Origin of the sequence: Shouchella patagoniensis (genome assembly GCF_002019705.1) — a bacterium.
GTDB lineage: Bacteria > Bacillota > Bacilli > Bacillales > Bacillaceae_D > Shouchella > Shouchella patagoniensis.
Genome location: NZ_KV917377.1, coordinates 4,018,211 through 4,045,131 on the forward strand (window position 1 = coordinate 4,018,211; position 26,921 = coordinate 4,045,131).

30 protein-coding genes and 1 pseudogene are annotated in these 26,921 nt (G+C 40.9%); 22 read left to right on the forward strand and 9 right to left on the reverse strand.

Going from position 1 to position 26,921, the window contains the following annotated elements; all coding sequences use genetic code 11:
• Window positions 1–163: 163 nt before the first annotated feature.
• The 3 genes from BK584_RS20730 to BK584_RS20740 all read right to left on the reverse strand — a co-directional run bounded on the left by BK584_RS20730 (window position 164) and on the right by BK584_RS20740 (window position 1,179).
• Entirely contained in the window at window positions 164–352 is a 189-nt protein-coding gene (locus BK584_RS20730) for a hypothetical protein (RefSeq protein WP_078394350.1), read from the reverse strand.
• Window positions 353–488: 136 nt separating this feature from the next.
• Window positions 489–824 carry a hypothetical protein gene (locus tag BK584_RS20735; RefSeq protein WP_078394351.1) on the reverse strand — a complete coding sequence of 112 codons (336 nt, stop codon included), beginning with the start codon at window positions 822–824 and terminating at the stop codon, window positions 489–491.
• 172 nt (window positions 825–996) lie between these two features.
• The gene (locus BK584_RS20740; RefSeq protein ID WP_078394352.1) at window positions 997–1,179 is read right to left on the reverse strand and encodes a hypothetical protein; all 183 of its coding nucleotides are present in this window, start codon (window positions 1,177–1,179) and stop codon (window positions 997–999) included.
• 341 nt (window positions 1,180–1,520) lie between these two features.
• Between BK584_RS20740 and BK584_RS24790 the strand changes: the two genes are divergently transcribed.
• Window positions 1,521–1,688 carry a hypothetical protein gene (locus BK584_RS24790; RefSeq protein WP_169871424.1) on the forward strand — a complete coding sequence of 56 codons (168 nt, stop codon included), beginning with the start codon at window positions 1,521–1,523 and terminating at the stop codon, window positions 1,686–1,688.
• A gap of 130 nt (window positions 1,689–1,818) precedes the next feature.
• Here the strand turns inward: BK584_RS24790 and BK584_RS24795 are convergent, their stop codons facing one another.
• On the reverse strand, window positions 1,819–1,977 hold the full coding sequence (locus tag BK584_RS24795; RefSeq protein ID WP_169871426.1) for a hypothetical protein: 159 nt from the start codon (window positions 1,975–1,977) through the stop codon (window positions 1,819–1,821).
• A 354-nt stretch (window positions 1,978–2,331) separates the two neighbouring features.
• Here BK584_RS24795 and BK584_RS20745 point away from each other — a divergent pair, with 354 nt between their 5' ends.
• From BK584_RS20745 to BK584_RS20760, 4 genes are read left to right on the forward strand one after another with little or no spacing between them, the layout of a single operon-like run.
• Window positions 2,332–3,129, forward strand: a complete 798-nt coding sequence (locus BK584_RS20745) for a class I fructose-bisphosphate aldolase (protein ID WP_078394353.1) — start codon at window positions 2,332–2,334, stop codon at window positions 3,127–3,129.
• A gap of 52 nt (window positions 3,130–3,181) precedes the next feature.
• On the forward strand, window positions 3,182–4,699 hold the full coding sequence (locus tag BK584_RS20750; RefSeq protein ID WP_078394354.1) for an FGGY-family carbohydrate kinase: 1,518 nt from the start codon (window positions 3,182–3,184) through the stop codon (window positions 4,697–4,699).
• A gap of 3 nt (window positions 4,700–4,702) precedes the next feature.
• A complete protein-coding gene (locus tag BK584_RS20755; protein WP_078394355.1) occupies window positions 4,703–5,461 on the forward strand; it encodes an SDR family NAD(P)-dependent oxidoreductase in 759 nt (252 codons plus the stop codon).
• Between the two features lie 25 nt (window positions 5,462–5,486).
• On the forward strand, window positions 5,487–6,488 hold the full coding sequence (locus BK584_RS20760; protein ID WP_078395782.1) for a 2-hydroxyacid dehydrogenase: 1,002 nt from the start codon (window positions 5,487–5,489) through the stop codon (window positions 6,486–6,488).
• Between the two features lie 37 nt (window positions 6,489–6,525).
• Here the strand turns inward: BK584_RS20760 and BK584_RS20765 are convergent, their stop codons facing one another.
• Window positions 6,526–7,380 carry a manganese catalase family protein gene (locus BK584_RS20765; protein ID WP_078394356.1) on the reverse strand — a complete coding sequence of 285 codons (855 nt, stop codon included), beginning with the start codon at window positions 7,378–7,380 and terminating at the stop codon, window positions 6,526–6,528.
• 191 nt (window positions 7,381–7,571) lie between these two features.
• Here BK584_RS20765 and BK584_RS20770 point away from each other — a divergent pair, with 191 nt between their 5' ends.
• Together BK584_RS20770 and BK584_RS20775 are read left to right on the forward strand one after the other, a co-directional pair.
• Window positions 7,572–8,528 carry a threonine ammonia-lyase gene (locus BK584_RS20770; RefSeq protein ID WP_078394357.1) on the forward strand — a complete coding sequence of 319 codons (957 nt, stop codon included), beginning with the start codon at window positions 7,572–7,574 and terminating at the stop codon, window positions 8,526–8,528.
• A 130-nt stretch (window positions 8,529–8,658) separates the two neighbouring features.
• Entirely contained in the window at window positions 8,659–9,051 is a 393-nt protein-coding gene (locus BK584_RS20775; protein WP_078394358.1) for a VOC family protein, read from the forward strand.
• A 261-nt stretch (window positions 9,052–9,312) separates the two neighbouring features.
• Here BK584_RS20775 and BK584_RS20780 read toward each other — a convergent pair whose 3' ends face one another.
• Window positions 9,313–9,663 (reverse strand): hypothetical protein, encoded by a 351-nt coding sequence (locus BK584_RS20780; RefSeq protein WP_078394359.1) that lies wholly within the window; start codon window positions 9,661–9,663, stop codon window positions 9,313–9,315.
• A 3-nt stretch (window positions 9,664–9,666) separates the two neighbouring features.
• Complete coding sequence (locus tag BK584_RS20785) at window positions 9,667–9,936, reverse strand: hypothetical protein (RefSeq protein ID WP_078394360.1); 270 nt, start codon at window positions 9,934–9,936, stop codon at window positions 9,667–9,669.
• 320 nt (window positions 9,937–10,256) lie between these two features.
• On the opposite strand from BK584_RS20785, the gene BK584_RS20790 reads away from it, so the two are divergent.
• From BK584_RS20790 to BK584_RS20810, 7 genes and pseudogenes are all read left to right on the forward strand, one after another.
• Window positions 10,257–10,541, forward strand: coding sequence for an ArsR/SmtB family transcription factor (locus tag BK584_RS20790; RefSeq protein ID WP_078394361.1), 285 nt, complete (start codon window positions 10,257–10,259; stop codon window positions 10,539–10,541).
• Between the two features lie 54 nt (window positions 10,542–10,595).
• Complete coding sequence (locus tag BK584_RS24280; RefSeq protein WP_139365726.1) at window positions 10,596–10,712, forward strand: SDR family NAD(P)-dependent oxidoreductase; 117 nt, start codon at window positions 10,596–10,598, stop codon at window positions 10,710–10,712.
• A 99-nt stretch (window positions 10,713–10,811) separates the two neighbouring features.
• Entirely contained in the window at window positions 10,812–10,979 is a 168-nt protein-coding gene (locus tag BK584_RS24800) for a hypothetical protein (protein ID WP_169870938.1), read from the forward strand.
• Entirely contained in the window at window positions 10,909–11,154 is a 246-nt protein-coding gene (locus BK584_RS25650) for an SDR family NAD(P)-dependent oxidoreductase (protein WP_169871428.1), read from the forward strand. The genes BK584_RS24800 and BK584_RS25650 overlap by 71 nt, the downstream gene beginning before the upstream one ends.
• 79 nt (window positions 11,155–11,233) lie before the next feature.
• Window positions 11,234–11,356: an SDR family oxidoreductase gene (locus BK584_RS25655; protein WP_139365799.1), complete on the forward strand. Its 123-nt coding sequence runs from the start codon at window positions 11,234–11,236 to the stop codon at window positions 11,354–11,356.
• Window positions 11,357–11,373: 17 nt separating this feature from the next.
• Window positions 11,374–12,146 (forward strand): annotated as a pseudogene (locus BK584_RS20805) (Cof-type HAD-IIB family hydrolase).
• Between the two features lie 81 nt (window positions 12,147–12,227).
• The gene (locus BK584_RS20810; protein ID WP_078394364.1) at window positions 12,228–13,688 is read left to right on the forward strand and encodes a protein adenylyltransferase SelO; all 1,461 of its coding nucleotides are present in this window, start codon (window positions 12,228–12,230) and stop codon (window positions 13,686–13,688) included.
• A gap of 37 nt (window positions 13,689–13,725) precedes the next feature.
• Here BK584_RS20810 and BK584_RS20815 read toward each other — a convergent pair whose 3' ends face one another.
• On the reverse strand, window positions 13,726–14,103 hold the full coding sequence (locus BK584_RS20815) for a hypothetical protein (protein ID WP_078394365.1): 378 nt from the start codon (window positions 14,101–14,103) through the stop codon (window positions 13,726–13,728).
• Between the two features lie 142 nt (window positions 14,104–14,245).
• Between BK584_RS20815 and BK584_RS20820 the strand changes: the two genes are divergently transcribed.
• The 7 genes from BK584_RS20820 (at window position 14,246) to BK584_RS20850 (ending at window position 22,299) form a co-directional block, all read left to right on the forward strand.
• Window positions 14,246–15,067, forward strand: coding sequence for a sugar phosphate isomerase/epimerase family protein (locus BK584_RS20820; RefSeq protein ID WP_078394366.1), 822 nt, complete (start codon window positions 14,246–14,248; stop codon window positions 15,065–15,067).
• Window positions 15,068–15,193: 126 nt separating this feature from the next.
• Complete coding sequence (locus tag BK584_RS20825; protein WP_078394367.1) at window positions 15,194–16,189, forward strand: ROK family transcriptional regulator; 996 nt, start codon at window positions 15,194–15,196, stop codon at window positions 16,187–16,189.
• Between the two features lie 19 nt (window positions 16,190–16,208).
• The gene (locus BK584_RS20830; protein WP_078394368.1) at window positions 16,209–17,393 is read left to right on the forward strand and encodes an MFS transporter; all 1,185 of its coding nucleotides are present in this window, start codon (window positions 16,209–16,211) and stop codon (window positions 17,391–17,393) included.
• 15 nt (window positions 17,394–17,408) lie between these two features.
• On the forward strand, window positions 17,409–18,011 hold the full coding sequence (locus tag BK584_RS20835; protein ID WP_078394369.1) for a DUF1349 domain-containing protein: 603 nt from the start codon (window positions 17,409–17,411) through the stop codon (window positions 18,009–18,011).
• 145 nt (window positions 18,012–18,156) lie between these two features.
• Window positions 18,157–19,671, forward strand: a complete 1,515-nt coding sequence (locus BK584_RS20840) for a PucR family transcriptional regulator (protein ID WP_169871430.1) — start codon at window positions 18,157–18,159, stop codon at window positions 19,669–19,671.
• 95 nt (window positions 19,672–19,766) lie between these two features.
• On the forward strand, window positions 19,767–21,185 hold the full coding sequence (locus tag BK584_RS20845; RefSeq protein ID WP_245808923.1) for a sodium:solute symporter family protein: 1,419 nt from the start codon (window positions 19,767–19,769) through the stop codon (window positions 21,183–21,185).
• The gene (locus BK584_RS20850; protein WP_078394371.1) at window positions 21,157–22,299 is read left to right on the forward strand and encodes a M24 family metallopeptidase; all 1,143 of its coding nucleotides are present in this window, start codon (window positions 21,157–21,159) and stop codon (window positions 22,297–22,299) included. The genes BK584_RS20845 and BK584_RS20850 overlap by 29 nt, the downstream gene beginning before the upstream one ends.
• Window positions 22,300–22,343: 44 nt before the next feature.
• Here BK584_RS20850 and yicI read toward each other — a convergent pair whose 3' ends face one another.
• Window positions 22,344–24,659 carry an alpha-xylosidase gene (yicI, locus tag BK584_RS20855; RefSeq protein ID WP_078394372.1) on the reverse strand — a complete coding sequence of 772 codons (2,316 nt, stop codon included), beginning with the start codon at window positions 24,657–24,659 and terminating at the stop codon, window positions 22,344–22,346.
• A 232-nt stretch (window positions 24,660–24,891) separates the two neighbouring features.
• Here yicI and BK584_RS20860 point away from each other — a divergent pair, with 232 nt between their 5' ends.
• Window positions 24,892–26,898, forward strand: a complete 2,007-nt coding sequence (locus BK584_RS20860) for a beta-galactosidase (RefSeq protein WP_245808924.1) — start codon at window positions 24,892–24,894, stop codon at window positions 26,896–26,898.
• Window positions 26,899–26,921 lie beyond the last annotated feature (23 nt).

The window sequence follows — 26,921 nt, forward strand, 5'->3', positions numbered from 1 at the left end:
AAATGTTTTAGGGTTAGTGGAACTAAGTCTTATGACATGGTGGTGGGTTTTCAATCCTTGATTGTGAAATTCACGAAAAGCATAGGGTGCACTGGAATTAACAGAGTGACAGGAGGAGAACCGTGATAAGGGGAGTAGGCAGAAAACCTAAACCCCTTAGGTCTTAGCCTTTATCTGAAACAGCACTTTTCTTGTCACTAGAGGAATAGTAACAAACGTAATAAACAACTGTGGATATAATTACAATTCCGATGATCGAATATACATTAAAGCTTGAGGTAATCGCTAGAAAAACAGCAACTATCAACGCTGCTACAAAAGCATTACGAGCGCACTTATTACCGCCAAACATGTTAAACCCTCCTAAAGGTTTTTGTAGATCTATACCTCTTGGAATTCAGTTTAAAACGTTGATTTTTGAAGGGATTTAATAGAAAGAAAATGAGTGTTTTTAAATGGTAGGAAGGAGAGCGCTTCTCTCATTTTATCTAGTTCATATGAACATACTGTAAAAGGATTGTGTTAAAACGATCAGCTGTACGCTCGTTTTCAAATTCAACGAATACTGAAAGGCTAATGTATTCATAGCCTACCGTGTGGCTGTTGGTTTTAAACCCAATATCCTTTAATTTTTCTCGAATGATCGTGCATTTTAATTCCAATTCAGGCCTATTTATAGCAATTGAATAGATATGATGATCAGTCACAACAACTAAATAGTCTTTTTTAGATATACGGCCAGGCTCGATGAAGTGTATTTTCTCATTCCGTGTCAAATGTTTCACAGTGTCTGATTGCATCAGGCGTTCTGAATCGTAGTACATATGCATCACCTCGAAACTATAATACTACAAAATTCGACAAAGTAAATAAAAATAAAGGAGCTAAGAGGTAAATAAGGAGGTATTCGCGGTCGGCATACACGGTGCCATGGAAAGCAGCGTGTATGCCAAAATCAATGATAAGTGTAAAGCATCGACTATTTCTTATCAGTAGTTAAGCTTGTCCATTCTTTTCTTGTACAACTTTCCATTGATCGTTTATTTCTGCTTGGAGTTGATTTAACTTTGTTGCAATTAAATGTGCTTCTTTTAAATCTTGAAAGAGCATCTCCCTTTGAGTATGTGGATCTTGATACACATTTGTTTCGTTTTCGCATTCACGAATAACTTTATACATTGGGTAGTACTCCTTTTTGAATTGATAATCGCATATGTTGATTAAAGTGACAATACTTGTCTGTAAAAACAGGAGTTAGTTACCAGTATTTAGGCGTATGATTATGGGCAATTCAGACCTTTGACTTACGAAAGAGAGGGATTTAAAGGGAAATAAATGAGTAGCTAAAATATAGGTATGCAAAAGTAGGGAGGAAACGATCTTCTTTTTAAACTCTTTATGAATAAAATATGAACAAAAATGAGAAAAGTGATAAAATATGCATGATTTATAAAATGATCTTGTAAATAATTTAAAAATTACATAAAATAAGAAGAAAGAGCTATTCTTTAGGAGGAACTATGAGCCCCGATATCGAACTTGTGCGGCAGTTAAAGCAGGAATTCGAACAGAAGTTAGCAAGAAAATTAGATCCTTCTGAAATTCTTTTGTTAGTTTCTATTGCCAGTAAAGCGTATGTTCCTACGGAGAATCTCTTGCTACAAGATAAGAATGAAATTAGTTTGTAACTTTTTGTTACATGCACAGAAATGATGCAACAGAGTACAGAGGATGTATGAATTGCTGGTTTGTTGTCTTAAGTGGCTTGATTCGTTTTTTTTAGTTCAAATAAAAAAGCTTACTGTGTAGTAAGCAGGATTAATGATTATTTGTATAGTTAGAGACAACGGTTTGCAACAATTCAATCTGTTCGTCGAGAAATTGTTTTTGATCAATTTGTATACTCAAAATGGTTTTTTCTGTTTTTAGTCGTTTGAGCTCTCGTTTGAACAAATATAACTCTTCTAGCGTTAACATAGTAAGCCCTCGTTTCTATTTGTTCAATGAAGCATGTACCCGGAAATGATGCAGTCTAAACATAAAAAGAGAAAGCTCAGAAATCCGTTGGGTTATGGCATGCTAGAAAGGATGAATCTTTACGATTAAAAATAATAGTCGTTCCTCGTATCGCAAACCGCTTATCATGAGGGAATATGAGTAGAACAACTTGATGCAATCTTCGCTCTTTAATAAACTTTACTTAACAACATGATGATCAACGAGAATTATTGGTTCGTCTTTATACGATAAACGCCTATCCCACAAATAAATCGATGTAGCGGTTTATTTGTGGGTTTTTTGTTTCTTGTTATTCAAGACAGGAGTGGTTTGATGACGAAGATTAGACGGATGAAACGGATTTTTGCCAATGATGGAAAGTCTATTACACTGGCCCTTGATGGCTATCATTTCTCTTCAAAAACAGAGGAGATTGATAAGACCATTTCGTTAATGCCGGCGTTAATGAAAAGTGGGTTAGATGCTGTACTCGTTACATATGGTATGGCAAAAGCTTATGCTGATGCTTTTGGGCGATTAGGGATGCTTATTCGTGCGGATGCTTCAACTGAAATTTTTGACCCAAGTGTACCGAGGACAATGGCATCTATAACTGTGGAAGACGCGGTTCGACTTGGCGCGGACGGGATCATATCAATGACATTCCCTGGTGCAGATAATGAGGCAGAGTCCCACAGAATTGCTTCTGTTTTAGCGAAAGATGCTGATCAATGGAATATGCCTTTTATGTGTGAGACGTTGCCTTTTGGCTATGCGGTTACAAATGAAGCATCAAATGACCCGAATGTCATTGCTGTAGCAGCTCGGATCGGGACTGAGTTTGGCGCGGATATAATAAAGACACGTTTTTCAGGTAGGGCGGAAGATAGAGCAATTGTGAATGCAGCAAATTGTCCGGTCTTAGCATTAGGTGGTCCAAAAACCAAAAAAATTGAGGATTATTTCACGTATGTAAAGCATTGCATCGATATGGGCGCAAAAGGAGTGGCTGCCGGGAGAAATATCATTCAAAGTGAGAACCCAGTTGGAGTAGTCGCTGCATTAAACGTTTTAATTCACCAAGAGGGCTCAGTGGAAGAAGCGTATCAAGCTTACCGCGTATCCTTTTAATTTGTAAGCGTTTCAATAGAGTTGACCTTATTTAATAAGGAGGGAATCGCTTGTGGAAAACTATGTTCTTGGAATTGATAATGGAGGGACGATTACAAAGGCTGCTCTATATACGTTAAAAGGGAAAGAGGTGGGTAGCTCTTCAAGAAAAACAAAAATGATTATGCCGCAGCCGTACCATACCGAGCGAGACATGGATGAATTATGGCAGGCGAATGTAGCCGTCATTCGAGGCGTGTTGCAATCCACACAAATTAAAGCTGATCAAATCATTGGGATGTCTATCACGGGGCATGGGAACGGCCTATATTTAACAAATAAGCAAGGAGAACCGGTTTATAACGGTATTATTTCCACAGATAATCGAGCAAAGGTTTATGTTGATAAATGGTCTCAAGATCCTCGTTTTGAGAGAGAGGTTTTGCCAAAAACGATGCAATCGGTTTGGGCGGGGCAGCCGGTTGCTTTACTCGCATGGCTAAAAGAACATAAGCCGGAAGTAGTGATGGAAACAGATTATCTTTTTATGGTTAAAGATTTTGTGCGCTTTAAGCTGACGGGTGAAGCGTTTGTGGAAGTAACAGATTTATCTGGTACGAATTTATTGAATGTTCGAGATCGATGTTATGATAAGGAATTGCTTCGTTTTTTTAACTTAGAAGACATAATGCCGAAATTGCCGCCTTTAAAGGAATCAACGGATCGATGTGGATACGTAACAAAAGAGGCAGCAGAAGCAACAGGATTACGAGAAGGAACGCCAATCGCAGGAGGAATCTTTGATATTGCGGCGTCTGCAATTGCTTCTGGACTCGTAGAAGAAGAAAAGCTCTGTATTGTGGCAGGAACATGGAGCATCAATGAATATATTTCAAAGAAGCCTGTTATTAATAAAGAGTTGTTTATGACCTCAATTTATTGTTTACCAGACTATTGGTTAACAACAGAAGCAAGCCCAACATCCGCTAGTAACCTGGAATGGTTTATCGATCACTTCATGGATGATGAAAAAAGAAATGCTTTTGAACAGAACAAATCTGTATACGATATTTGTAATCGTTTGGTGGAATCGACAACTCCTGATGAAAGCAATTTGTTGTTTTTTCCTTTTCTATTTGGAACGAATACGGTACCAGACGCGAAGGCGTGCTTTATTGGAATGAATAGTTGGCATAAAAAGGAACATTTTTTACGTGCTATTTATGAAGGTGTTGTGTTTGGGCATATGTACCATATTGAACGATTACTGAAGTTTAGAGAGAAGCCAGAGATGGCAAGAATTGCTGGTGGTGTAACAAAGTCCGATGTATGGGTGCAACTGTTTGCTGATTGTTTGCAATTGCCACTTGAAGTGGTTGAAGTGAAAGAGCATGGCACTCTAGGTACAGCCATGTGTGCGGCAGTAATGGAAGGTTACTATGAATCAATGAAAGCGGCTGCGGAAGCGATGGTTCGAGTGGATCGGAGAATTACACCAAATCGAGAGCAGGCTCATGTTTATGCTAGAAAGTATAGCCTCTATAAAGAGACATTAATAAAGATGGAGTTGGTTTGGAAGGTGGGCGTATAGACGATGAATTTAGGAATTAAGGGGAAAACGGCGATTGTTACCGGGGGTTCAAGAGGCGTAGGGAAGGCTATTTCGTATGCATTAGCTGAAGCAGGAGTGGATATTGCACTTACCTATCAAGGGAACAAAGATCAAGCAGAAGACGTTGTGAAGGAGATATGTCATTTTGGTGGCAAAGCGATCGCGATTCAAGTTGATTTGGCTAATACAAACGAAGCCAATCAGCTTGTTGATCGTGTTGTCCAACAATTTGGCAAGGTAGATATTCTGGTTAATAACGCTGGAGTTTGGCCAAAAAGTTACGTAAAGGAAATGAGTTTAACAGAATGGGAGAAAACGTTAAATGTGAATTTGACAAGTGTTTTTTTAACTTCTCGAGATTTTGTAAATCATTGCCTTGAACGAGAAAAGCGCGGAAAAATCGTAAATATTACTTCTCAAGCTGCTTTCCATGGATCAACAACAGGTCATGCCCATTATGCAGCAAGTAAATCAGGGCTTATTGGGTTTGCGATTTCTCTTGCGCGTGAGCACGCGAAGGATGGAATTAATGTAAATAATCTTGCCCTTGGCATTGTCGAAACCGATATGGTCAAAGAAGCATTAGAGAAAAATCAAGCATACTATGTTGATCGCATTCCCTTAGGTCGTGTTGCCAAGCCAAAAGAAATCGCTGAAATCGCATGCTTTCTTGTATCCGAAAAAGCAAATTACATAACTGGTGCAACGTTGGATGCGACTGGTGGAATGCTAATGCGCTAATAAACGAGAGGAGCAATGAGTGGATATGAAATGTTTGGCAATTGCTGATTTGTTTATTCCAAAAAAAATGATGGAACAAGGTCTCTCGAAGTTGGTTGACGCAGGAATTGATGTGACTGTAAAAGAATGGAGACATGATCGTTTAGAAGAGTTGCAAAAAGTGAATCTGGAAATTGAGCAAGGTGGCAGTGAAGTAGTGGAGATGCCACACATGTTATTTGAAGATATTGATCAATATGAACTAATCATTACGCAATTCGCGCCGATACAAGAAAAAGTCATTGTGTCAGCGAGAAACCTTAAATTAATTGGTGTTCTTCGGGGTGGGATGGAGAATATTAATCAAGCGAAAGCTGCAGAAAAAGGAATAGCAATACTAAACACGCCAGGAAGAAATGCGCGTAGTGTAGCTGAATTTACAGTAGGTATGATTCTTGCAGAAATCCGAAACATTGCTCGTTCTCATGCTGCATTAAAAGAAGGGAAGTGGCGTAAGGACTTTTCAAATACAGCGTTTATACCAGAATTAGAAGGTCGAACTGTTGGAATCGTCGGATTTGGCCATATCGGTCAGCTAGTTGCCAAGTTATTAAGTGGATTTGAGGCACGTATTCTATTTTATGACCCCTATTTTAAAGGCGAGACGCATTTTAAACAGGTTGAGTTAAACGAGTTATTGCAGCAGTCCGATATTGTCTCTTTGCATGGTCGATTAACAGAGGAAACCACCAATATGATTGCTTATGAGCAATTAAAGATGATGAAGGAATCAGCGATTCTCGTGAATACGGCCAGGTCTGGTTTAATCCAAGAAGAAGATTTCCTTTTAGCGATGCAGAATAAGCTCATTGCTGGAGCTGCGATTGACACATTTGATCATGAGCCTTTAAGAAAGGATAGTCCATTTTTGACCCTTGATAATGTAACGATCACGGCCCATTTGGCAGGAAGTACAAGTGATGCGTTTCGAAACACGCCAAAGAAATTAGCGGAACGGGTGCTTAAATGGATGAATACACAAGCATAAAAAACGGAAGCCTGCACAAGTAGCAGGCTTTCATTTTTTATGAGTTTAAATCTTTTAGGCCTGGGCTATGTTCATTTGGAATTTCAGGCAAGACAGGAACTGGAAAACCGGTAGGAGGGGGCGTTACTGTGTACTCCCCACCATTACGGCTAGGGGTCTGCCCTTGTAGCACCTCGCCAATCTTAGTTGAATCCAATCTAAAGTTAAATTGTGTATTATGGTATCCCAGGTCTACAAACTTCTTACATTCAGGATATTTGTTAATATCATAATTAGGAACTGGGAATGTTTTGCCCCAATCAACGCCTAACGTTTCCAACGCTTTAGCAAAGGCATTTTGATGGGCGTTATCTCGAACGATTAAGAATCCAAGGGTTTCTCGTAATGTTTTGTTTGAACTCATTTCATAAATTCTCGTTTTTTCGAGTACTCCGGTTGACTCAAGCGATATGTTATCTAATAAGTCGCCGACTAAATTACCGTGGCTATACACCCAAGAACCATTCCATGGGTTTCCAGCTGCATCGACAGGCAGCGATGCTTGAGCGCCATGTATGTAGTGATGAGGGTTTGCATGTTTGATGGCTTCATTTAATGGTGCTTGATCATTTGCTATGTTGCCCACACCTTCACCACCGGATTCATCTAATAGCGCATTAATAGTATTTTGTACAAGCTCTACATGAGCAATTTCCTCTAGGAATATGCCTCTAATGAGATCTCGATACTTTTTTTCCTTTCCTCTAAAATTAGAGCTTTGAAAAAAATACTGCATCATTGTACGCATTTCTCCAAAGTGTCCGCCTAACGTTTCTTGAAGGACTTTCGCAGCAGCTGGGTCTGGTTTATCTGGCTTAATAATATTAATTAGCTCTTCTTTATAATAATACAATGTGGCAACCTCTTTTCTGTTTTGTAAAGTTAAGTAAGAACATGTGCGGTCTCATTGAAGACAGACACATACATAAGGGTCCCCTAACTATTTAGCTTTTATGTATATAAAGTTAAAGGTCGAGGTTCGCAGGTATTCATTCTTTCGTATGGAATAATGAAGAGAGAGTTTTTTTAGGAGGAATTCATTTCATGCTAACACTACAAAAATTTAATGAAGCCAGAGAACGTTTGTATAACAAAGTCCACTACACACCGTTGCTTACGTCAATAACATTAAATGAACAAGTAGGAGCATCTGTTTTTGTAAAGGCAGAACATTTGCAAAAAACGGGCTCGTTTAAAATACGTGGAGCGATGAATCGCGTGTTAAAAGCGAAAGAAAATGGAGCGCTACAAGTCATCACGGCATCGTCGGGTAATCACGGTCAAGCAGTCGCGTATGCCGCACGCTCCCTTGGAATGAAGGCGATAATTGTTGTACCTAAAAACGTAATCGCGGCAAAGGAACGTGCGATTAAAAGCTATGGTGGGGAAGTTATTCATTGTGGAACGACGTCAGAGGAGAGGTTAGACTATGCCCGTCGTTTAATAAAGGAATTAGAAGGAGCCGAGTACATCCCCCCATACGATGACTATGAAATCATGGCTGGTCAGGGGACAGTTGGGATTGAAATACTTGAGCTAATACAAAGTCCAGAAGTTGTTGTTGTGCCAATTGGCGGAGGTGGATTAATTTCTGGCATTGCAAGTGCCGTAAAACGAATGAATCCAGCTATTAAAGTAATTGGAGTAGAGCCTATAACTGCAAATGATACTGCTCGATCCATTCAAGCTGGGAAACGTTTGTTGGTTGAATCCTCTTCTTCTACGATTGCAGATGGATTAAGGGCGTCTATTCCTGGAGAGTTAACTTTTCCATTCATTCAAACGAATGTAGATGAAGTGGTGACAGTAACAGAGGCGCAGATCCAAGAAGCATTTCGCTTCTATTTAGCGAGGATGAAACAAGTTGTTGAACCTTCTGGAGCGGCCACATTGGCTGCACTTCGAGGAGGGCAGATTCAGCACCAAGGTGGGAATGTCGTACTTGTAGCAAGTGGAGGAAATGTTGATCTTGACGGGATGGATATTCTTTTACATTCGTAATAATGGAGGTGGCGCGTGAGCTTGTATAAAGTAGCTGTATGTGTAAGAAGCAATTGTCATACCGCAAATAAAAAGAAATGAGGGGTAACTTGTCATGCTATGGTAGAGATAAGAAAAAGGAGGAGTAAAGATGATTAAAAAAATGGTGCAAACCACCGTATATGTCAATAATCTCGAAGAAGCTAAAGACTTTTATGTAAACACGTTAGGTTTTGTTGTTCGTGCTGAAGAACAGTTTGGATCAGATTGGGAATACTTAGCGATTTCTCCGGATCGCCGTAATGAAACCGTTATTGAACTTGCAAAAGCGAGTACCTCTGAACAAGAAAAGTTAATTGGAAAACAGGGGGGAGGATTAAACATGATGATGTTTGAAACGGATGATATTAAGGCAGATTACAATAGGTTGAAAGCTCAAGGCGTTATCTTTTATGGAGAACCACAAACCGTACCAGGAGGGATGGGAGTTGGCTTCAAGGATTTATATGGAAACGAGCTTGATTTGTTTGAACCGGAAAAATAGTCGAAAAGCTTCTTGGATTTAAGCGCCTCCTCTCAGGTTCTCGATTCATCTCGATTCATTAAAACGGTCGACCCGCTTTGTTCTCACTCCCGTCATCCATTTCGCTTTCCAGGAGGTGACGTTTTTTATTGCAATTCATGCGGAATCAATGACTTGTTTTATAGCTAAGAACGAAAAAAGGAGACAATCCAAAATACCCCTGAGACCTCAGAGGTATTTTGTCTGTGATGAGGATGCTCCTTAAAAGCACCCTCGTGCTGATCATTCTTTAAAAACGCCATCCTCTGATTCTTGTTCAAAAACATCAACAATGCGAACAAGATAGTATTTATCCCGATCGTCAAGTAAGAATGTTTTTCGTTCTTTGTTGGAAACACTGCTTACATAATGTTCGTTACCTTCGCTATCAATCTCGTAAATTCGATAGCCTATAACCGCATCGTCTCTGACTGCATGCCATGAAAGGAGTTCCCCTTGAATACTGATTTCTGTTGGAGGAGCTGGTGGCGTGTTATCTTCTTCATTGGAAACAAGTTTTGTGTAAACAACAAGGCGTTGTTCGTGCGTTCCTTGATCTCGATTAAACATTCCCGTACATGTAATCAGGTTCAATCGTTATTCTGATGTTCCACCAAAGACTTCATTTTCAAACATATCTGGGTGTTGAGCAACGATGGCACCGGCTAACCCTTTACCAATTTCAAACGTAAATGCATACCCTACTCTGAATTGGTCAGCAGAACCTGTGTAATCTTCATTTACATAAAGTTTAAACGTCTTGATAACTTGTTCTTCATGTGTGTTTATAATATCTGTTGCAGCTTCTTGTGATAAGTTCCCATCAGTTGCAGTTCCAAGAAATTCACCAAACTCGTCAGCAAACATATGAAGTTTATCCAGTGCTGCTTGCTTTCCATCTACATCGTTATTTTTTGCTGCTGTACGTATTCAGATTGGGCGACAATGTGATTACCCTGCCAAATCGTTTCAAATTGTTCTCCGCCTTCCTCTTTGCCTTATTAAAAGACTGTTGAAAAGAGTGAACGAGAATTGTAAGGACATATACGGACCACATTTACAAGATAGAGAGTTTGATCTTTATAAAATGAAGCACTTTAAACGTACTCATCTGTGCTTTCAGTCGGGGAAAAAGAATTGGATTTTTTCAGATAACTTTGATAAAATACGATCATGGTGGTGGAGAGATGGAACAATTAAAAGAGGCACAACTCGTTTTTAAAGCATTAGGAGAGGAAAAACGGGTGGAGATCATTCGAATCGTGAATGCTAAGAGAGAGATATGCATTTCAGATCTTGGTCCCCTTGTTGGCATGGCACAATCGAGATTGTCTTATCATATGAAAATATTATTAGACACAGAGATTGTCAAGAAAGAAAAACGAGGTACATTTAGCTATTACGCATTAAATCGCAATGTATTAGAAGCGTATTTATTGTCGGATACAATTAATCATTTACTTCATGATTAATTTTTTTGAGCGATTAATCAAAAAAAAATGATGTATTGTTAATGAGGTGAATTTATGCATTTAAAGTTAGAAAACAAGAACGTGTTTGTTACTGGTTCGACGTCAGGAATAGGTAAAGCGATTGCGAAAGAGTTCTTGTTGGAAGGGGCAAATGTCATCATTCATGGTTGAGATCAAACAAAATTAGAAGAGACAAGTGCTGAATTAGCGCAATATGGAAATGTATTCCATGTTCATGGGGATTTATCGAATAATTAAGAGGTGGAAAGGGTGATTGCCAATGTTGAAAATGCGAGAATCGGTGCTATAGACATTCTTGTAAATAATGCAGCAGCTTATATGGCAAAAGCGTTTCAGCAACTATCGAATGAGTGTCATCCAACTCACACAATCATTCTTACCTACGATGCAAGAGAGAAATACTGGGAGGATCATTAATTTAGCAAGTGAAGCGGCGCTTAAGCCATACGTTCACTTACTACCCTATTCAATGTCAAAGGCAGCTATTGTCAACTTTACAAAGGGAATTGCAGAGCTGGTTGCAGGGTCAAAAATTACGGCTAATTCATTATTACCAGGTCCCACGTTAACAGAAGACACGGAAAAAAACTGAAACAACTAGCTGAAGATCACGACGAACCACTCGAAACGATTGAAGAAAAGCTTATATGTAAACATAACCAACTTCAACGATTAAGCGTTTTGTCCGCACAGAAGAAATCGCCGCAATGGCGGTGTTTCTTGCTTCTGAAAAGGGTGCGGCAATAACAGGTTCTGCAATTCGAGTAGAGGGTGGAATCCTATCTACAATCTAAAGAAGAAGGCGGACAACATGAAATATAAAATCGTCTTTTTTGATGTGGATGGAACGTTAACAGATGAGAGAGATGGACACATTCCAGAAAAAACAAAAGAGGCCGTTCAGAAGCTCTTACATAAAGGGTTTAAAGTCGTAGCTGCGACTGGTAGGCCGTTATCGATGTGCACCGAATTAAAGGTGCTTGGCATTCAAACGTTCATTACAGCAAACGGAGGGTATGCAACACATGAACAGGCAATTATCCACCAAGTCGTTTTAGACAAGTTGATTGTGCATGAAGTAAGTTTATTTGCAGCGCAGCATTCTCATGGGATTTCGTACATGACAGATTACTTAGCATGAATGGAATTCAAAGTGAACAAATTGCACATGCTTTAAAAGAAACGTTGTTTTTAAACGAGTACCCCGTTTTAGCAAAAAAAATCAATAGTGAAGATGTTTATCTAATGTGTCTTTATGCGGATGAGCGCATGGTGGAAAGCTATCAAGAAGCATTTCCTCATCTTATCTTTAGCCGTTGGCATCCATATATCGTCAATGTTTTACAAGAAAACGTCTCAAAATCGGTTGCGATAAAAAACGTACTTGCTCATTTCGGATACAAGGAGTCAGAGGCGATTGCATTTGGTGACGGTGGGAATGACATTGATATGCTGAAGCTAGTCGGTTTGGGAATTGCGATGGGAAACGGGAGTAAAGCGTTAAAAGCGTCTGCTGATATTGTGACAAAAAAGGCGAGTGAAAATGGCATTGATTTTGCTTTAAGAAAGTTAAGGCTCATTTGAACCGTGGACTTTTGGTTTGTCTACTTGTCTGCGCTATAATGAGAGTAGATGATAAAGTCAAAAATGAGAAAAGGGGATTTGATGACGAACAAGGTAGGTTGGAATTTCGATAATAGTTATGAACAGTTGCCTAGAAGTTTATTTAGCGTACAAGGTCCAACGCCTGTCCAAGCGCCTAAACTCGTTTTATTTAATGACGCACTAGCGAAGTCACTCGGTTTAAATAGAGATTTACTTCATGAGAGTGAAGGGTTGGAGGCACTAGCTGGGAATGCAATTCCGAACGGAGACTATGGTCTTGCCCAAGCATATGCAGGACATCAATTTGGCAATTTTACAATGCTTGGAGATGGAAGGGCACTGCTACTTGGGGAACAGATTACGCCACAAGGAGATCGGTTTGATATCCAGTTAAAAGGATCTGGTCGAACTGCGTTTTCGCGTGGTGGCGACGGGCGTGCGGCACTTGGGCCAATGCTGCGGGAGTACTTGATTAGCGAAGCGATGCACCATCTTGGTATTCCAACGACGCGTAGCTTAGCCGTTGTTTCAACGGGAGAAGATGTGCGCCGGGAAACAAACTTACCTGGTGCAATCCTGACACGGGTCGCCGCGAGCCATCTTCGTGTTGGCACATTTCAATATGCTGCAGGAAGAGGAGATGCCGACGACTTAAAGGCACTTGCTCATTATGCGATTGATCGTCATTATCCTGAAGTGGCTGGTGCAGAGAATCCATCTTTAGCTTTTTTACAAAGTGTAATAAAGCGTCAAGCTGAATTAATTGCGAGGTGGCAGTTAGTTGGTTTTGTTCACGGAGTAATGAACACGGATAATACAACGATTAGTGGCGAAACGATTGACTATGGTCCGTGTGCCTTTATGGATGTATATGATCCTAAAACTGTTTTTAGCTCCATTGATGTGCAAGGACGTTATGCTTACGGCAATCAGCCATATATGGTGAATTGGAACTTGGCGCGGTTTGCTGAATCACTTGTACCACTCTTACACGATGAACAAGAACAAGCGGTTAAATTGGCACAACAATCAATTGAAGAGTTCAAACATGTATACTTGAATGAGTGGTTCACCGGAATGCGCAAGAAACTAGGGTTGTTTCACGAACAAGAAGAAGATGAAAAGCTAATTGAGTCATTACTGAAATTAATGGAAGAAACCAAAGCGGATTATACGAATACATTTCGTGCGCTCACGTTTGGCAAGCAGGAAGAGACAGAGCTCGCAGCAAGTGACCAATTTGGTGATTGGAATAAACAATGGCTAGCAAGACTTGATGCACAGGTAGAATCGAAGGAAGAAGCGCAACAGCTAATGAAAACACACAACCCAGCCGTTATTCCACGTAACCACCGTGTTGAAGAGGCGCTGGAGGCAGCGGTCGAACGAGATGATTACAGTGTGGCGAAGAAGCTGCTGGTTGTATTATCCGATCCGTATGCTCATTCAGAGGAGCAAGAAGCTTTTGCACATGTACCGAAAAGTTGTAAAAACGGATACGTGACGTATTGTGGAACGTAAAGAAAGCAAAGCTAGGGTGCATGTCCCCTAGCTTTTTTTAGTTCATGACGATGAGTAAACAAAGAATAAAAAGTATACCAGATAAAGGCGTCATGATTCGTTGTTCTTTTTTGCTACGCGAAAAAGCGTTTGCCAACGTATTAATGGCCAAAAAAATGGTAATAAACCAGACGATTGTTGATAGTGGTAGCCACGACCACGGCGTAGGCAACACGTCTGTGTAAAACAAAAAAGAAGCTGCAAATGCTAAGAGCATAAGGGCATTTAATGCACTGACAATACGCAAAGGTATGGGCAATACTTTATGGAAACCCCCCATTGCTGCTTCACCGTATGGTTTACCGAAAGCGAGTAAGAGTTGGAAAATCGTCAGACAAGAAAAGATAAGTGCAACAATAATTGATAGAATAAACATAATAAATGCTCCTTTCAGTTAACTGTATTTACGAAGGTAATCGGTCATTCGTTTCAGTTTTATTTCATAGAGGAGATGTTTTTTTAAAGTCGAAAGAGTAAAGGAAGCACAAATAGAGAGAAACGGGAAGGGGATCGTTAAAATGTCCTATTTATCACTTACAACTTGGAGTCTTCATCGGCTACTAGGACCTCTACATTGGACGAATTGGGATGAGCAAGCGAAGGAGCAGGTGACGAAGGTCGATGCACAACCTCAAGTACATTCGTTGCTAGAATTGCCGCGTATTTTATCAGCGAAAGGGTATCAAGCAATGGAAGTGATTCACCCTCATTTTCCTTCGACCGATGAAGCTTATTTAAAGCAATTACGAAAAGCCTGTGAAGAGGCTGGAATTCGCTTTTATAGTTTGTTGATCGATTACGGTGATATCACAAGTGCTGATCCTGTGCGCCGAAATAAAGATATGAATTTTATTAAGCGTTGGATTGATATTGCGCAAAGTGCAGGCGCGGAATATGTTCGAGTGATTGGTGGAGAGAGTGAGCACTCGAACAAAGAAGCGCTCGCTTTGGCAGCCAAACAATTAAATGAACTAAATGCATACGCAAACGCAAAAGGGGTAAAGGTGATGACCGAGAATTTCCGATCACTTACATCAACGGCGGAAAATTGTTTGTACTTACTGAACTTTACTGAGATAGGGTTAACAAGTGATTTTGGCAATTTTTCCGGACCTGAAAAACGAGCAAGTCTTCACTCGACAATCCCGAAAAGCCAATCAATTCATGCTAAGGCACAAGTGAGAGCGGACGGAGAAATTGATGAGACGGAATTTGAGTCTTGTATGGATATTGTGAAAGAGGCGAAATACGAAGGTCCAATTACGATCGTTTATGATGGACCTAAAGATATGTGGCAAGGCATTGAGGATGTAAGACGCATTGTAGAGCGGTATATTTAGAAAATAGGGAACCTGTTCGTGCTAAGTCTGCATGAACAGGTTTTATTTCTATTGACTCTTTTTGAGTAGTCTTGCATACTTATTAAAGTGACTTTATTAAGTGTTCTTATAAAGTGTGGGGTGAAGATGGACAAAGCGAGTGGCAAATTAGTAAAAGAAATCAATTTAAACCATGTACGACATACATTAAGCAATGTAGAAACAGCAACAAAAGCGCAGTTGGCTGAAGCAACGGGGTTAAGTGTTGTTACGATTAATGCGCTTGTAAAAGAATTAGTTACACGTGGCGAGGTTTTTAAGGAGGACACCGTTCCATCAGGTGGGGGGCGGCCAGCGGCTACGTATCGGTTTAACGCCAACTATCGATTAGCGCTCGTCATGCTTCTTAAAGAGCATAAAGGTGCTGATGTGTTAATGGCATCTGTTGTGAACTTAAATGGAGAAACGGTAAGAAGAGAAGAGCATTCCATTCCACTTTTTGACTATCATTGTCTAGACGAGCGAATTCATGTCTTTCTTAATGCTTATCCAGCAATCAATGTCATTGGAGTAGGAATAGCAGGACAAATCGTTGATGGTGCGATTGCAGTGAGTAGTCACCAGAATTTAAAAGGTGTTCGTTTAATTGAGCATCTCGAAAAGACGTTTAAGTTAACGGTTCTAGTGGAAAACGACGTGAACGCGGCTGTCAGCGGTTATTGTGCTCAACAGATTTATGAAGAGAGCGATTGTGTAGTGGGCGTTTATTTTCCGGATAACTATCCTCCGGGGATGGGGATTCAATTAAATGGCGATATTGTAAAAGGCAAAAATGGAATGGCAGGAGAAATAAAATTCCTACCAATTGATGTGGACTGGGAGAAGAATATAAACAAAAAAGAGTTTGTAAACATTGTTTGTGAAATCGTCCAAACCGTGAATGCGATTCTGGCTCCAAATCAAATAATCCTTTATCAAAGCCACATACAACAAAAAGATTGGGTTCGTTTATGGGAGGGTTATCAAAAGAATTACCCGTCTATATCTGAGCCAAACATCGTTGTATCAGATTCCTTTCAGTCGGATTTTAATGAGGGAATGAAGGCACTCACATTAAAAAAGCTTGAAAGCTATACGAATTAAAAAGCTACTGGGGGAAGACATGAGAAAACTCATTTGGATGGCATGCCTTGCGTATTTGCTTACAGGTATTGGCCACATTATTATTGGATCAGTGCTTGAACCGTTAATGGCGCATTACGGCCTTGAATATAGTGACGGCGGGCAACTGATTATGAATCAATTTCTTGGATTTTTAGCTGGGGTTTTGCTTGCGCCATTGGCTTTAAGAGCAATGGGACGAAGAGTGACACTGTTAATCGCTTTATTTTTATTTGCTTCATCGCAAATCTCTTTGTTTCTATTAATACCATGGGATGTATTGCTTGTTATTATCCCGCTTGGCGGCGCAGGTTTTGGGATGATTGAAACCATCCTTGCAGGATTGATTATTGGAAAATTAAAAGAGAAAAAGGCTTCAATAATGGTACTGACAGAAGTGTTTTTTGGTATCGGAGCGTTAGCTGTTCCTATTCTAGCAGCGGTGTTTATTGCAACTGGACATTGGAATTATATCTTTATGGTCGTAAGTGTAATTGTTATGGTGAGTTTCGTTCTTTGGTTATTCCTGCGTTTCGGTGAATATGAACCGCTTCTGAAGAAGGAAGCGATAAACAAAAATAGTCCTGATGGGAAGCCTCTAAAGCTTAAATATCCAAAAGCAGCGTGGCCGCTTATCTTGATTGGTTCGTTCTTTTTCTTCTTATATGTTGGTGTCGAAATGACATTCCCAAACTATTTACCATCCATTCTATCAATGACATCTGAATTATCAGCATCTATCCTTGCTTTAAGTATTACCGTTTTTTGGGGAGCAATGACGTTTGGTCGAATCATTATGATTTTTATTGTGGAGAAAGTAGGGATTGCGAAACTATTTTTCATTACTGTCATTGGGCAGTTTGTTACACTTGGACTATTTGCAGCATCGCCACATTATATCGTTAGTTTTGTTGTTATTTTCTTTGCGGGTCTGTTAATGGGAGGTATCTTCTCTCTCGGTTTACTTGCAGTAAATGAAGGAATGATAGGACTTGAAGATCGAACAACAAGTTTATTAATCGCAATGGGTGGATTAGGCGGAGCACTTCTGCCAAGAGTTGCAGGGAGCTTACTAGACAACTATCCTGTTCAAGTGACGCTTTGGGCGATATTTGCGCTTGCCGGTGTAATGGTTGTGTTAATGCTATCTCTTTTTATCTTTCGAAAAAGGCTCATACTAGAATAAAAAAGGAGAATGAACATGGGAAGAGAAATGATCGATTGGAAAGATGGCGCGTGGAGCAATGATCCTGAACAAACGGAATTGAATGAAGGTCAGTTCAATGTAAAGGCAAAACCGCAAAGTGATTACTGGCAAAAAACATTGTACGGGTTTCAGCGAAACTCTGGACACAGCTTGCTCCACCCGTTTAAAGAGGGAAAGGCAATGGAAGTAACCTTTTCACTAGCTGCTTTCACAGAACAATATGATCAAGCGGGAATCATGCTTTGGCTCGATGAGACCCATTGGGTCAAAGCGGGTATTGAAATGAGTGATGGTGTTCTTCATGTCGGAGCTGTTGTCACAAATGAGTTTTCGGATTGGTCGCTTGCACCTGTTCCAGAATGGAAAAACAGAATGGTGACAATTCGAGCATCGTTTTTAGCGGACGCCCTTGTACTTCGTGCTCGGGTAGATAAAGAGGGATGGCGCACGATTCGTGTCGCACCGTTTCCTTATACAAGTAATGTAGGAGCTGGCCCATTTTTATGTTCACCGGAAAGGGAAGGGTTTCGTGTGACATTTTCTGCTTGGAACTGGGCACCCGAAGATGAAGGGTTACATGTTGATCCGCCATTATAACAACAGGAGCGGTGCGTTCGTTTAAGAGCGTACTGCTTTTTTGTTATGCTTAGATAAACAATGTCTGATAATAAGAAAGAACCCTTTTTCTTATCGATCAAGCAGTCATACAATAGGTGAAGAGCAAAAAAAAGGGGAGACAAAGTTGATTGCAGCTGAATTAGTAAAATTAACGGAACAAGAATATGGAATTAAATGCGTTGCAGGTGAGAACGGTTTGAATCAAGCGATTCATTATGTCAGTGTACAAGAATTGCCATTAAAGTCAAATCGATTTTCAAAAAATGGTCTCGTTTTATCAACCTTTTCATCATTTGAGTCATGTAATGAGATTATGAATCATCTTCACTGGTACCATTCAAAGCATGTGGCGGCTGTCGGTTTCCATTTAGCGGTGCATTCGACCATACCAGAGCAAATCAAGCGAACTGCTAGTCAATTAAATTTACCGCTATTGTCGATTCCTAGCAACGTGCCTTATCATGTGCTCTTTGACATTATTTACAAACAGCTTCATCGCGAGGACCATTCTACGGTACTAGATGTAGACTATATAAATCAGGAAATCTTAAGGATATTAATTGAAAAAGAAGATCTATTATCGATGTTAGATGAAATTGGACGATTAGCGAACATACGTATTTTTGCAACGGATCCAATGTTTAAACTAACATCTGCGTCAAAGTTGATTCGTGAACAATCACTAGACTGGCAACGAGTCCTTGATCAACATTTAGATGTGACACAGCTTGATTATCAACAGTTATTAGCGGAAGGGCGCCATTTCTCAATTCATAGACTTAATCCATCTGACGGATACGTTTTTATTGAGGAGATGCCATCACCTAGCGTGCATCACCATAGTTTACTTAATACGATTCGGAAGAGTATTCAATTGGTTTATAAACAACAAAATAGCGGACAAGCTGTAGAAAATGAGACAGAATTTAAGCAAGCGCTTATTGGAAAAGGAGACGATGCATTTAAATTTACGAATTTCACTTTAGATGAGCTTGTTTTGTTACGTGGGGAAGATGAGAGTTTACGGTTCGCCTTAATTCTTATACAGCAACAAGCTAGACTAAAAGAAAAGGAAATCCTACATACTTTTTTAAATGGCGATCTTATTGTAGCGGGGTGTAGGTACCTTTTCTCGACGAATACTTTAGAAAAGTGGAATCAAAAAAATACGGGAATGTTACGAGCTGCACATGTAGCGATTGATCCCGGTCAAGAAAGGATGTTAAAGCGTAGTTACGAGAAAGCACGGTTAGTGATTGAATGTACAAACGCAAAACAACCTTCAGCGAGCTGGTATAAAGAAGGATATCTCTCCTTATTAACCTATATGGAGAATCATCCAGTATTAGCTAGTATAGGTCAGGAAATGATTCGTCCAATCGTGCAAGAAGATGCTTTGCAAAATAGCGACCTTGCGCATACATTGCTTTGTTATTTAGAAACCTTTTTTAGCTTAACTAAGGCGGCTGAATCCCTGTACGTCCACCCAAATACGGTGCAGTATCGCTTGCATAAAATTAAGCAGCTCATCCCTCGCATGGATTGGCAACAAAACGATACATATATGGCGATGGTTATTGCGTTGCGCCTTCATTTCACCACATTGGTTCCAATTAACAAAGAATCAATAAAAAACTAGTGCGTCACACTAATGTTATTTAATAGACTTTTCAGTAAGATTAGATGCAATACACAAAAATGTGATGCGGTTTGTGTGAAATAAGGGGGAATTTGATGCAAATTGCTATCATTGTGGCATACATTGCAATCATGCTAATTGTCAGTTTGTATTATGCAAAAAAGGAAGTTACAACCAATGAAGATTTAGTTGTTGCAGGACAGCGTTTGCCGTTAATTGTGCTAATTAGTACGTTGCTTGCTACGTGGGTTGGGTCTGGTACAGTGATTGGAGGGGCAAGTTTTGTTTACCAATACGGTCCTCTTGCATCGCTTTTCTTTTTTGCGGGAGGGCCACTCGGTATTATTGTTCTTTACTTTATTGCAGGCAAGGCCAGAGAATTGTCAAAATATACGGTCCCGCAATTGCTCGAATTAAGGTTTGGTAAGAGCACAAAGAACATTGCCGCTCTCTTTATTGTTCTTGCTTATATTGGAATTGCTTCGTATCAGTTTATTGGTGGAGGTTATATTTTAAATGTCACAATAGGTTTGGAAGCAGAGAGTGGGGCACTTATCGTTGCGTTTATTGTGATTTTTCTTGCGATGACAGGCGGGATGTTCTCAATAGCTTATACGGATTTATTGAGCACAATTTTAATTATTGGAGGGTTTGTCATTGCGATTCCCTTCGTGCTTAGTGAAGTAGGTGGGATGGATGTTTTACAAGGTGAGCTTCCGGCAACCCAATCTCTTTGGAATGGTGGTTTATCTTTTACGCAATTGATTGGATTCTTTTTACCTACATTCCTCTTAATTTTAGGAGACCAGAACATGTATCAGCGATTTGCTTCTGCCAATTCTGTTAAGACAGCTCGGTTGTCTACCGTCGGCTTTTTCGTAGGAAATATTGTTATTATTGGTCTTGCGATGTTTCTGGCTACAGCAGCGATTGTTTTATTTCCAGCAATTGAACCAGACACGGCAATCTTGCAAATCGCAGGCAATACTGTTCCATTACTTGTTGGTAGTTTAATGCTCGCAGCCGCCACTGCATTTATGATTACAACGGCCAATTCGTACTTGTTGTCTTCTGCAAGCAATATTGTGTATGACCTTTACGAAGCTATAACGGGCAAAGAGTTGGCATTAAAGAAGCAATTGTTGTTCACCCGCATCACCATTTTGCTAGTCGGCATTCTTGCTTATTTTCTCGGAGTCTACTTTCCGTCTGTTTTGGAAATTCAAATGTACTCTTATACGATGTATGGGGCTGCACTTACTCCCGTCATACTCGCCTCATTCTTTTGGGCTCGTGCCACAAAGGCTGGAGCAATTGGTGCGATTTTAACAGGCGGTGGGATGACACTTATTTGGGAGATTGTGCTAGATAAGCCATTAGGCTGGAATAGTGTCCTTGTAGCTCTGCCATTAGCTGTCCTTGTATTAGTTGTTGTTAGTTTATTCACACAAAAAACAATCAATCAGAAGGAGCGTGAACAAGTCCATGAATCGTTTTCAAACACGAATCAATAATGTACGAACGTATATGAAGAAGCATGAAATGGATAGCGTGCTCATCTTTAATCCTGACCACCAGTACTTTCTGACTGGTTTTAAAGCATTAATGTATTCTCGACCGATCATTCTCGCAATAGGTGAGAATGAATCGACATTTGTGATACCGAGCCTTGAAGAAGCACATGCGAACCATGTCGCTCATGTAGATCGCTTGCATGTTTATTATGAATATGAAGTAGAAAAGGGTTTTACGCATTATGTCGATGCAGTAAAACAGTTGGTGGAGGGTCGTTTTATTAAGAAAGTCGGAACAGACAAGCAAACAGCTCCTATTGGTTTGCTTGAATCGATAGTAAGCCCGACTATTGAAATCGCTGATGTTTCTTCTTTTCTTGTTGAAGCACGGTTTTGCAAAGATAAAGAGGAAATCGATGCGATTCGTGAATCAAGTAGATGGATTAACAAGGCTGTACAAGTGTCACTTGCTCATATTCAGAGTGGAGTCAGCGAACTTGAAATTGATGAAAAGGGCAATTCGTATCTTTATCGTGAAATTCCGAAAGTTCATCCTGAAGCGACAATCCAACTACTTGGCATGTCGCCTTCAGGTAAAGAACGAAGCATCATGCCTCATGTGTTTTCAAACGCGCGAAAACTCGAAGAGGGCGATGTAATGATACACACGCGGCAAGTAGGCTTGAATGGATATCGGACTGAACTAGAGAGAACGGTTTTTATTGGCAAGCCTACTTCCGAACAAGAGCGAGCCTTCTCAGCAATGCTTGAGGCACAGCTTGCGGCGATTGAGGCGTTAAAGCCAGGTGTGCGTGCTGGAGATATTGATGACGTTGCTCGCGCTATTTTAAAGCGAGAAGGATACGGTGAGTACGCAGTCCATCGAACCGGACATGGAATTGGTCTTAGCCCTCACGAAGAGCCGTATGTTCGTTTTGATAATGATCTGATTCTGGAAAAGGACATGGTCTTTACGATTGAACCTGGTATTTATATTCCAAACGTTGGTGGTTTCCGCCACTCAGACACAGTCGCTATAACAGATAACGGTTGTGAATGGTTGACCAATTATCCAAATACGCTAGAGGAGCTTTGTTTTCCAGCGACTAAATAAGCTAAGTTAAAACCGGCCCTTCCAGTGGAAGGCCGGTTTTTGATCTAAGTAGCAGGGAGTTCAATGGTCAGTTGCTTGTTGCCTTCTATCACGACACCAAGCTCATGCTCTGTCCAAGAACCACCATTGATATGCGAAAGGTGTGTCACATTTCGTAAAAGCCATTTGATGTTACCAGACGCGTCTTCCACCTCTAATTGCAAGGATTGACCATCTCTTATTGCCCGTGCTTTGGCGGCAACGGAGCCATCTCCATGATGGATGATGCTTTCTACTTGTTCGCCATCGCTAATTTCAAAGACATGGAACGTCACATCTTCGCTATACGTGTAATCAGCGGTTTGGTCGTTTGCACCTAAGGCAAGTATCGTGTTTTCGCGTACGAGCAATGGCAACGTTTCATATCCATGCTGTTCATGATGCCATTTCTCGCCGATGACCTTTTTGTTCGTTAGCAAATTCGTCCATCGTCCTTTCGGCACGTAGTAGTTTACAGTGCCTTTGTCGTTAAAAATCGGTGCGACGAGTAAACGTTCTCCGAGCATATACTGACAGTCCAACGTGTGACATGTTTTGTCATCAATAAATTCGAGCAGCATCGGCCGCAGCATGGGTACTCCCGTCTTGCTTGCATCTACCGATTGTGCAAACAAATAGGGCATTAATTTGTTCTTTAGTTTTGTAAAAGTTCGAGTGATGTCAACGGCCTCCTCATCATAAAGCCATGGCACTTTGTAATCGCCACTACCGTGGTAGCGGCTATGTGAGGAAAGAAGTCCAAACTGGGTCCAACGCTTGTATAAGTCAGGTGTCGAGCCAGTTTCAAATCCACCAATATCGTGGCTCCAATAGCCAAAACCAGCAAGGCCAAGTGAGAGACCACCACGCAGTGTTTCTGCCATAGATGCATAAGTCGAAAAGCTATCTCCACCCCAATGAACGGGGAACTGCTGTCCCCCAGCGGTTGCAGAGCGTGCGAAAAGCACCGCCTCGTTTTTGCCAAGCCTTTTTTCGAGCAGATGATAGACGGTTTCATTGTAAAGATGTGTATAGTAGTTATGCATTTTCATTGGATCAGACCCGTCTGCATAGACAACTTCCGTTGGAATGCGTTCACCAAAGTCTGTTTTAAAACTATCGACACCCATATCAATTAAAGAATCGAGTTTGTTGGTATACCACTTTTTTGCCTCATCATTTGTAAAGTCGATCACGCCAAGACCAGGTTGCCATTTATCCCATTGCCAGACACTGCCATCTTGTCGTTTAAGCAAATAACCGTTTGCTTTTGCTTCGGCAAATAGCGGTGATTTCTGCCCAATGTAAGGATTGATCCACACACAAATGTGTAAACCCTTTTCTTTTAGGCTGGCAATTAGTCCTTTTGGGTCCGGAAATGTGCGCTCATCCCATTCAAAATTACACCATTCAAACTCTTTCATCCATAGACAGTCAAAGTGAAAAACGTCAAACGGCAAATCCCGCTTTTGCATACCATCAACAAAGGAATGGACTGTCTTTTCGTCATAGCTAGTCAAAAATGATGTGCTAAGCCAGAGACCAAACGACCATTTTGGTAAGAGTGGAGGTTTTCCAGTCAAGGTTGTGTAATTGTTCAGCACGTCTTTTAACGTATCGCCTGACACGAGAAAATACTCAAGTTCTTCACCTGGGACACTAAATTGTGCTTTAGACACTTTTTCTGAAGCAAGCTCGAAAGAGACCCGTTCAGGATGATTCACGAACACACCATACCCTTTGTTGCTTACATAAAAGGGGATGTTCTTATAAGCTTGCTCACTTCCTGTGCCGCCGTCCTCATTCCAACTGTCGACCGTTTGTCCATTTTTTACAAAGGGCGTAAAACGCTCACCAAGCCCGTACACGTATTCACCGACATCAAGGGACAATTGTTCACGGACAAATGACTGACCTCCATTATCGACAATATAACTGAGCCCTTGTTTTTCACTTTTGGTTAGTTGTTCGCCAGCATGAGCAAATGTAAAGTTCCAATCGTTTTTATCGACAACGAGCGAGAGTTTGCCGCTCTCGAACCGAATTTCCTTTTCGCCATCATCGATATGGAAGTTACCTTTTGTGGCGTTTATGGGAAAGTGGGGACCACGGTCAACACCGCCTAGATGATGAACACTATGCACGCGAATGACATCATCCATCGGAGCAGACACTGTGACTGTCATCATGCCACCGTCAAGTGTCATTCCAGGATGATGGATCTTTTGGAACGGCCCAAAAAGAGTCGCCTCCTCATTCGTTTTGCGTACGTCGTATACTTCTTGAGGAGCCTTGATGTCATAGCCTTCTTGATTCATCCAACAACCGTTACTAAATTTCATATTCTTCTTCACCTCATTTTAATATAGCGCTTACATTTTGTGTTGCGACTAATCGTACAGAAGATCAAAAGCAAGCGCAACCATGACTAAAGGCGAGAAGGATAGATGTTTTGCTAAAGTACGGGTGTATTTATCGATGGGGACCTGCAATTTATACATGAAAAGTGCACTGATTTTTCTCTATAATAGCGAAGTGGTCATGCACTACACTTACAATGAGGGAGGGATACAGATGAAGAAGATGGCTTATGGTGGTGACTACAACCCAGAACAGTGGGAGAGCACTGTTTGGAATGAAGATATGAAGTTGATGAAGCAAGCGCAGATGAATATGGCGACAGTGAACGTTTTTTCGTGGGCGCTCCTGCAGCGTGATGAAGTGACGTATGATTTTAGTCAACTAGATGAAATCATGGACATGCTCGCTGAAAATGGCATTCAAGCTTGCTTGGCGACTGGTACAGCGATGTACCCAGCATGGATGGCAAAAGCGTATCCAGACATTTTACGTGTAGATTTTGATGGGCGCAAACGCAAATATGGTTTAAGACATAATGCTTGCCCGAATAGTCCAACTTATCGTCTGTTTGCTGCCAAGCTTGTAGAAAAGTTAGCGAATCGTTACAAGAGCCATCCAGCCCTTGCCATATGGCATGTGTCAAATGAATATGGGGGCGACTGTTTTTGTGAGCGGTGCGAAGCGGCATTCCGCGTTTGGTTAAATAAAAAATACGGTTCGCTGGAGAAGCTAAATGAAGCATGGAATACGAGCTTTTGGAGTCACACCTTTTATGCGTGGGATGAAATCGTTGCACCTAACAATCTAAGTGAACATCTTGGAAGTGAGACATTTACAGCATTTCAAGGAATTTCACTTGACTATAAACGGTTTAATTCAGATAGCCTGCTTGCTTGTTATCAAATGGAATACGATATTTTGAAAGCGTATACATCAGACGTGCCAATCACCACAAACATGATGGGTGCTTATAAGCCACTTGATTATCAAAAGTGGGCGAAGTTTATCGATGTCATCTCTTGGGATAACTACCCTTCCGTTGATACACCTGTTAGCGAAGTGGCGATGCACCATGATTTGATGCGTGGTTTAAAAAGTGGGCAACCATTTATGTTGATGGAACAAACGCCAAGCGTAACGAATTGGCAACCGTATAATGCACTGAAGCGTCCGGGGGTGATGCGTCTGCAAAGTTACCAAGCGATTGCGAGAGGTGCAGATGCCATTCTGTTTTTCCAAATTCGGCGCTCAATTGGCGCATGCGAGAAGTTTCACGGCGCATTAATTGACCATGTTGGACATGGAGAGACGCGTGTGTTTCGCGAATGTGCTTCTTTTGGTGCGGAACTAAGCCAGCTTGGCGATACGTTGCTCGATTCACAGGTGTTGGCAGAAGTGGCGATCGTATTTGATTGGGAGAATTGGTGGGCACTTGAGCTCTCAAGCGGACCAAGTCGTGATTTATCTTATACAAAAGAAGTTTGGAAGTATTACGATGCATTTTACCGAAAACAGATTACAGTTGATTTTGTTAGTGTCGATGAAGCGCTGGAGCGATACAAAGTGGTTGTTGCCCCTGTTCTCTATATGACAAAGCCTGGATTTGCTGAAAAAGTGAAGCGATTTGTTGAGCGAGGAGGAACATTCGTGACGACTTTTTTCAGTGGCATTGTTGATGAACGAGATCTCGTTATTCGAGGTGGTTATCCAGGAGAACTTCGGGAGATTCTTGGCATTTGGGTGGAAGAGATTGATGCGTTGCCACCAGGTACGGACAATGAAATCATTTGGCCAGGAAAAGATCGCTATAGTTGTTCGTTGCTTTGTGATTTGCTTCATCCAGAAGGAGCAGAAGTAAAGGCTGTTTATGGAAAAGATTTCTATAAAGGGATGCCGGCGCTTACTTGCAATCCATTTGGAGAAGGGAAAGCGTGGTATGTCGCTACAAGTGGAGACGGGGTATTTTTAGAGGAACTCGTTGCTACCATCGCTAGTGATGTTGGTCTATCGTCTATTTTTAATGGGGAAATACCAGCTGGGGTTGAAGCGACAGAACGAATAAAAGAGGGAAAGAGCTATGTCTTTTTGTTAAACCATTCCACAGAAGAGCAATCGGTTCAATTTTGTGGAAAATATCTAGATTTACTGACAAGCAACATAAGCACCTATATTGTCTTAGAGTCCAAAGGTGTAGCCATTCTTAGAAAGGCAAATGTATAATGAATGTTTAATCACGGTCTGGG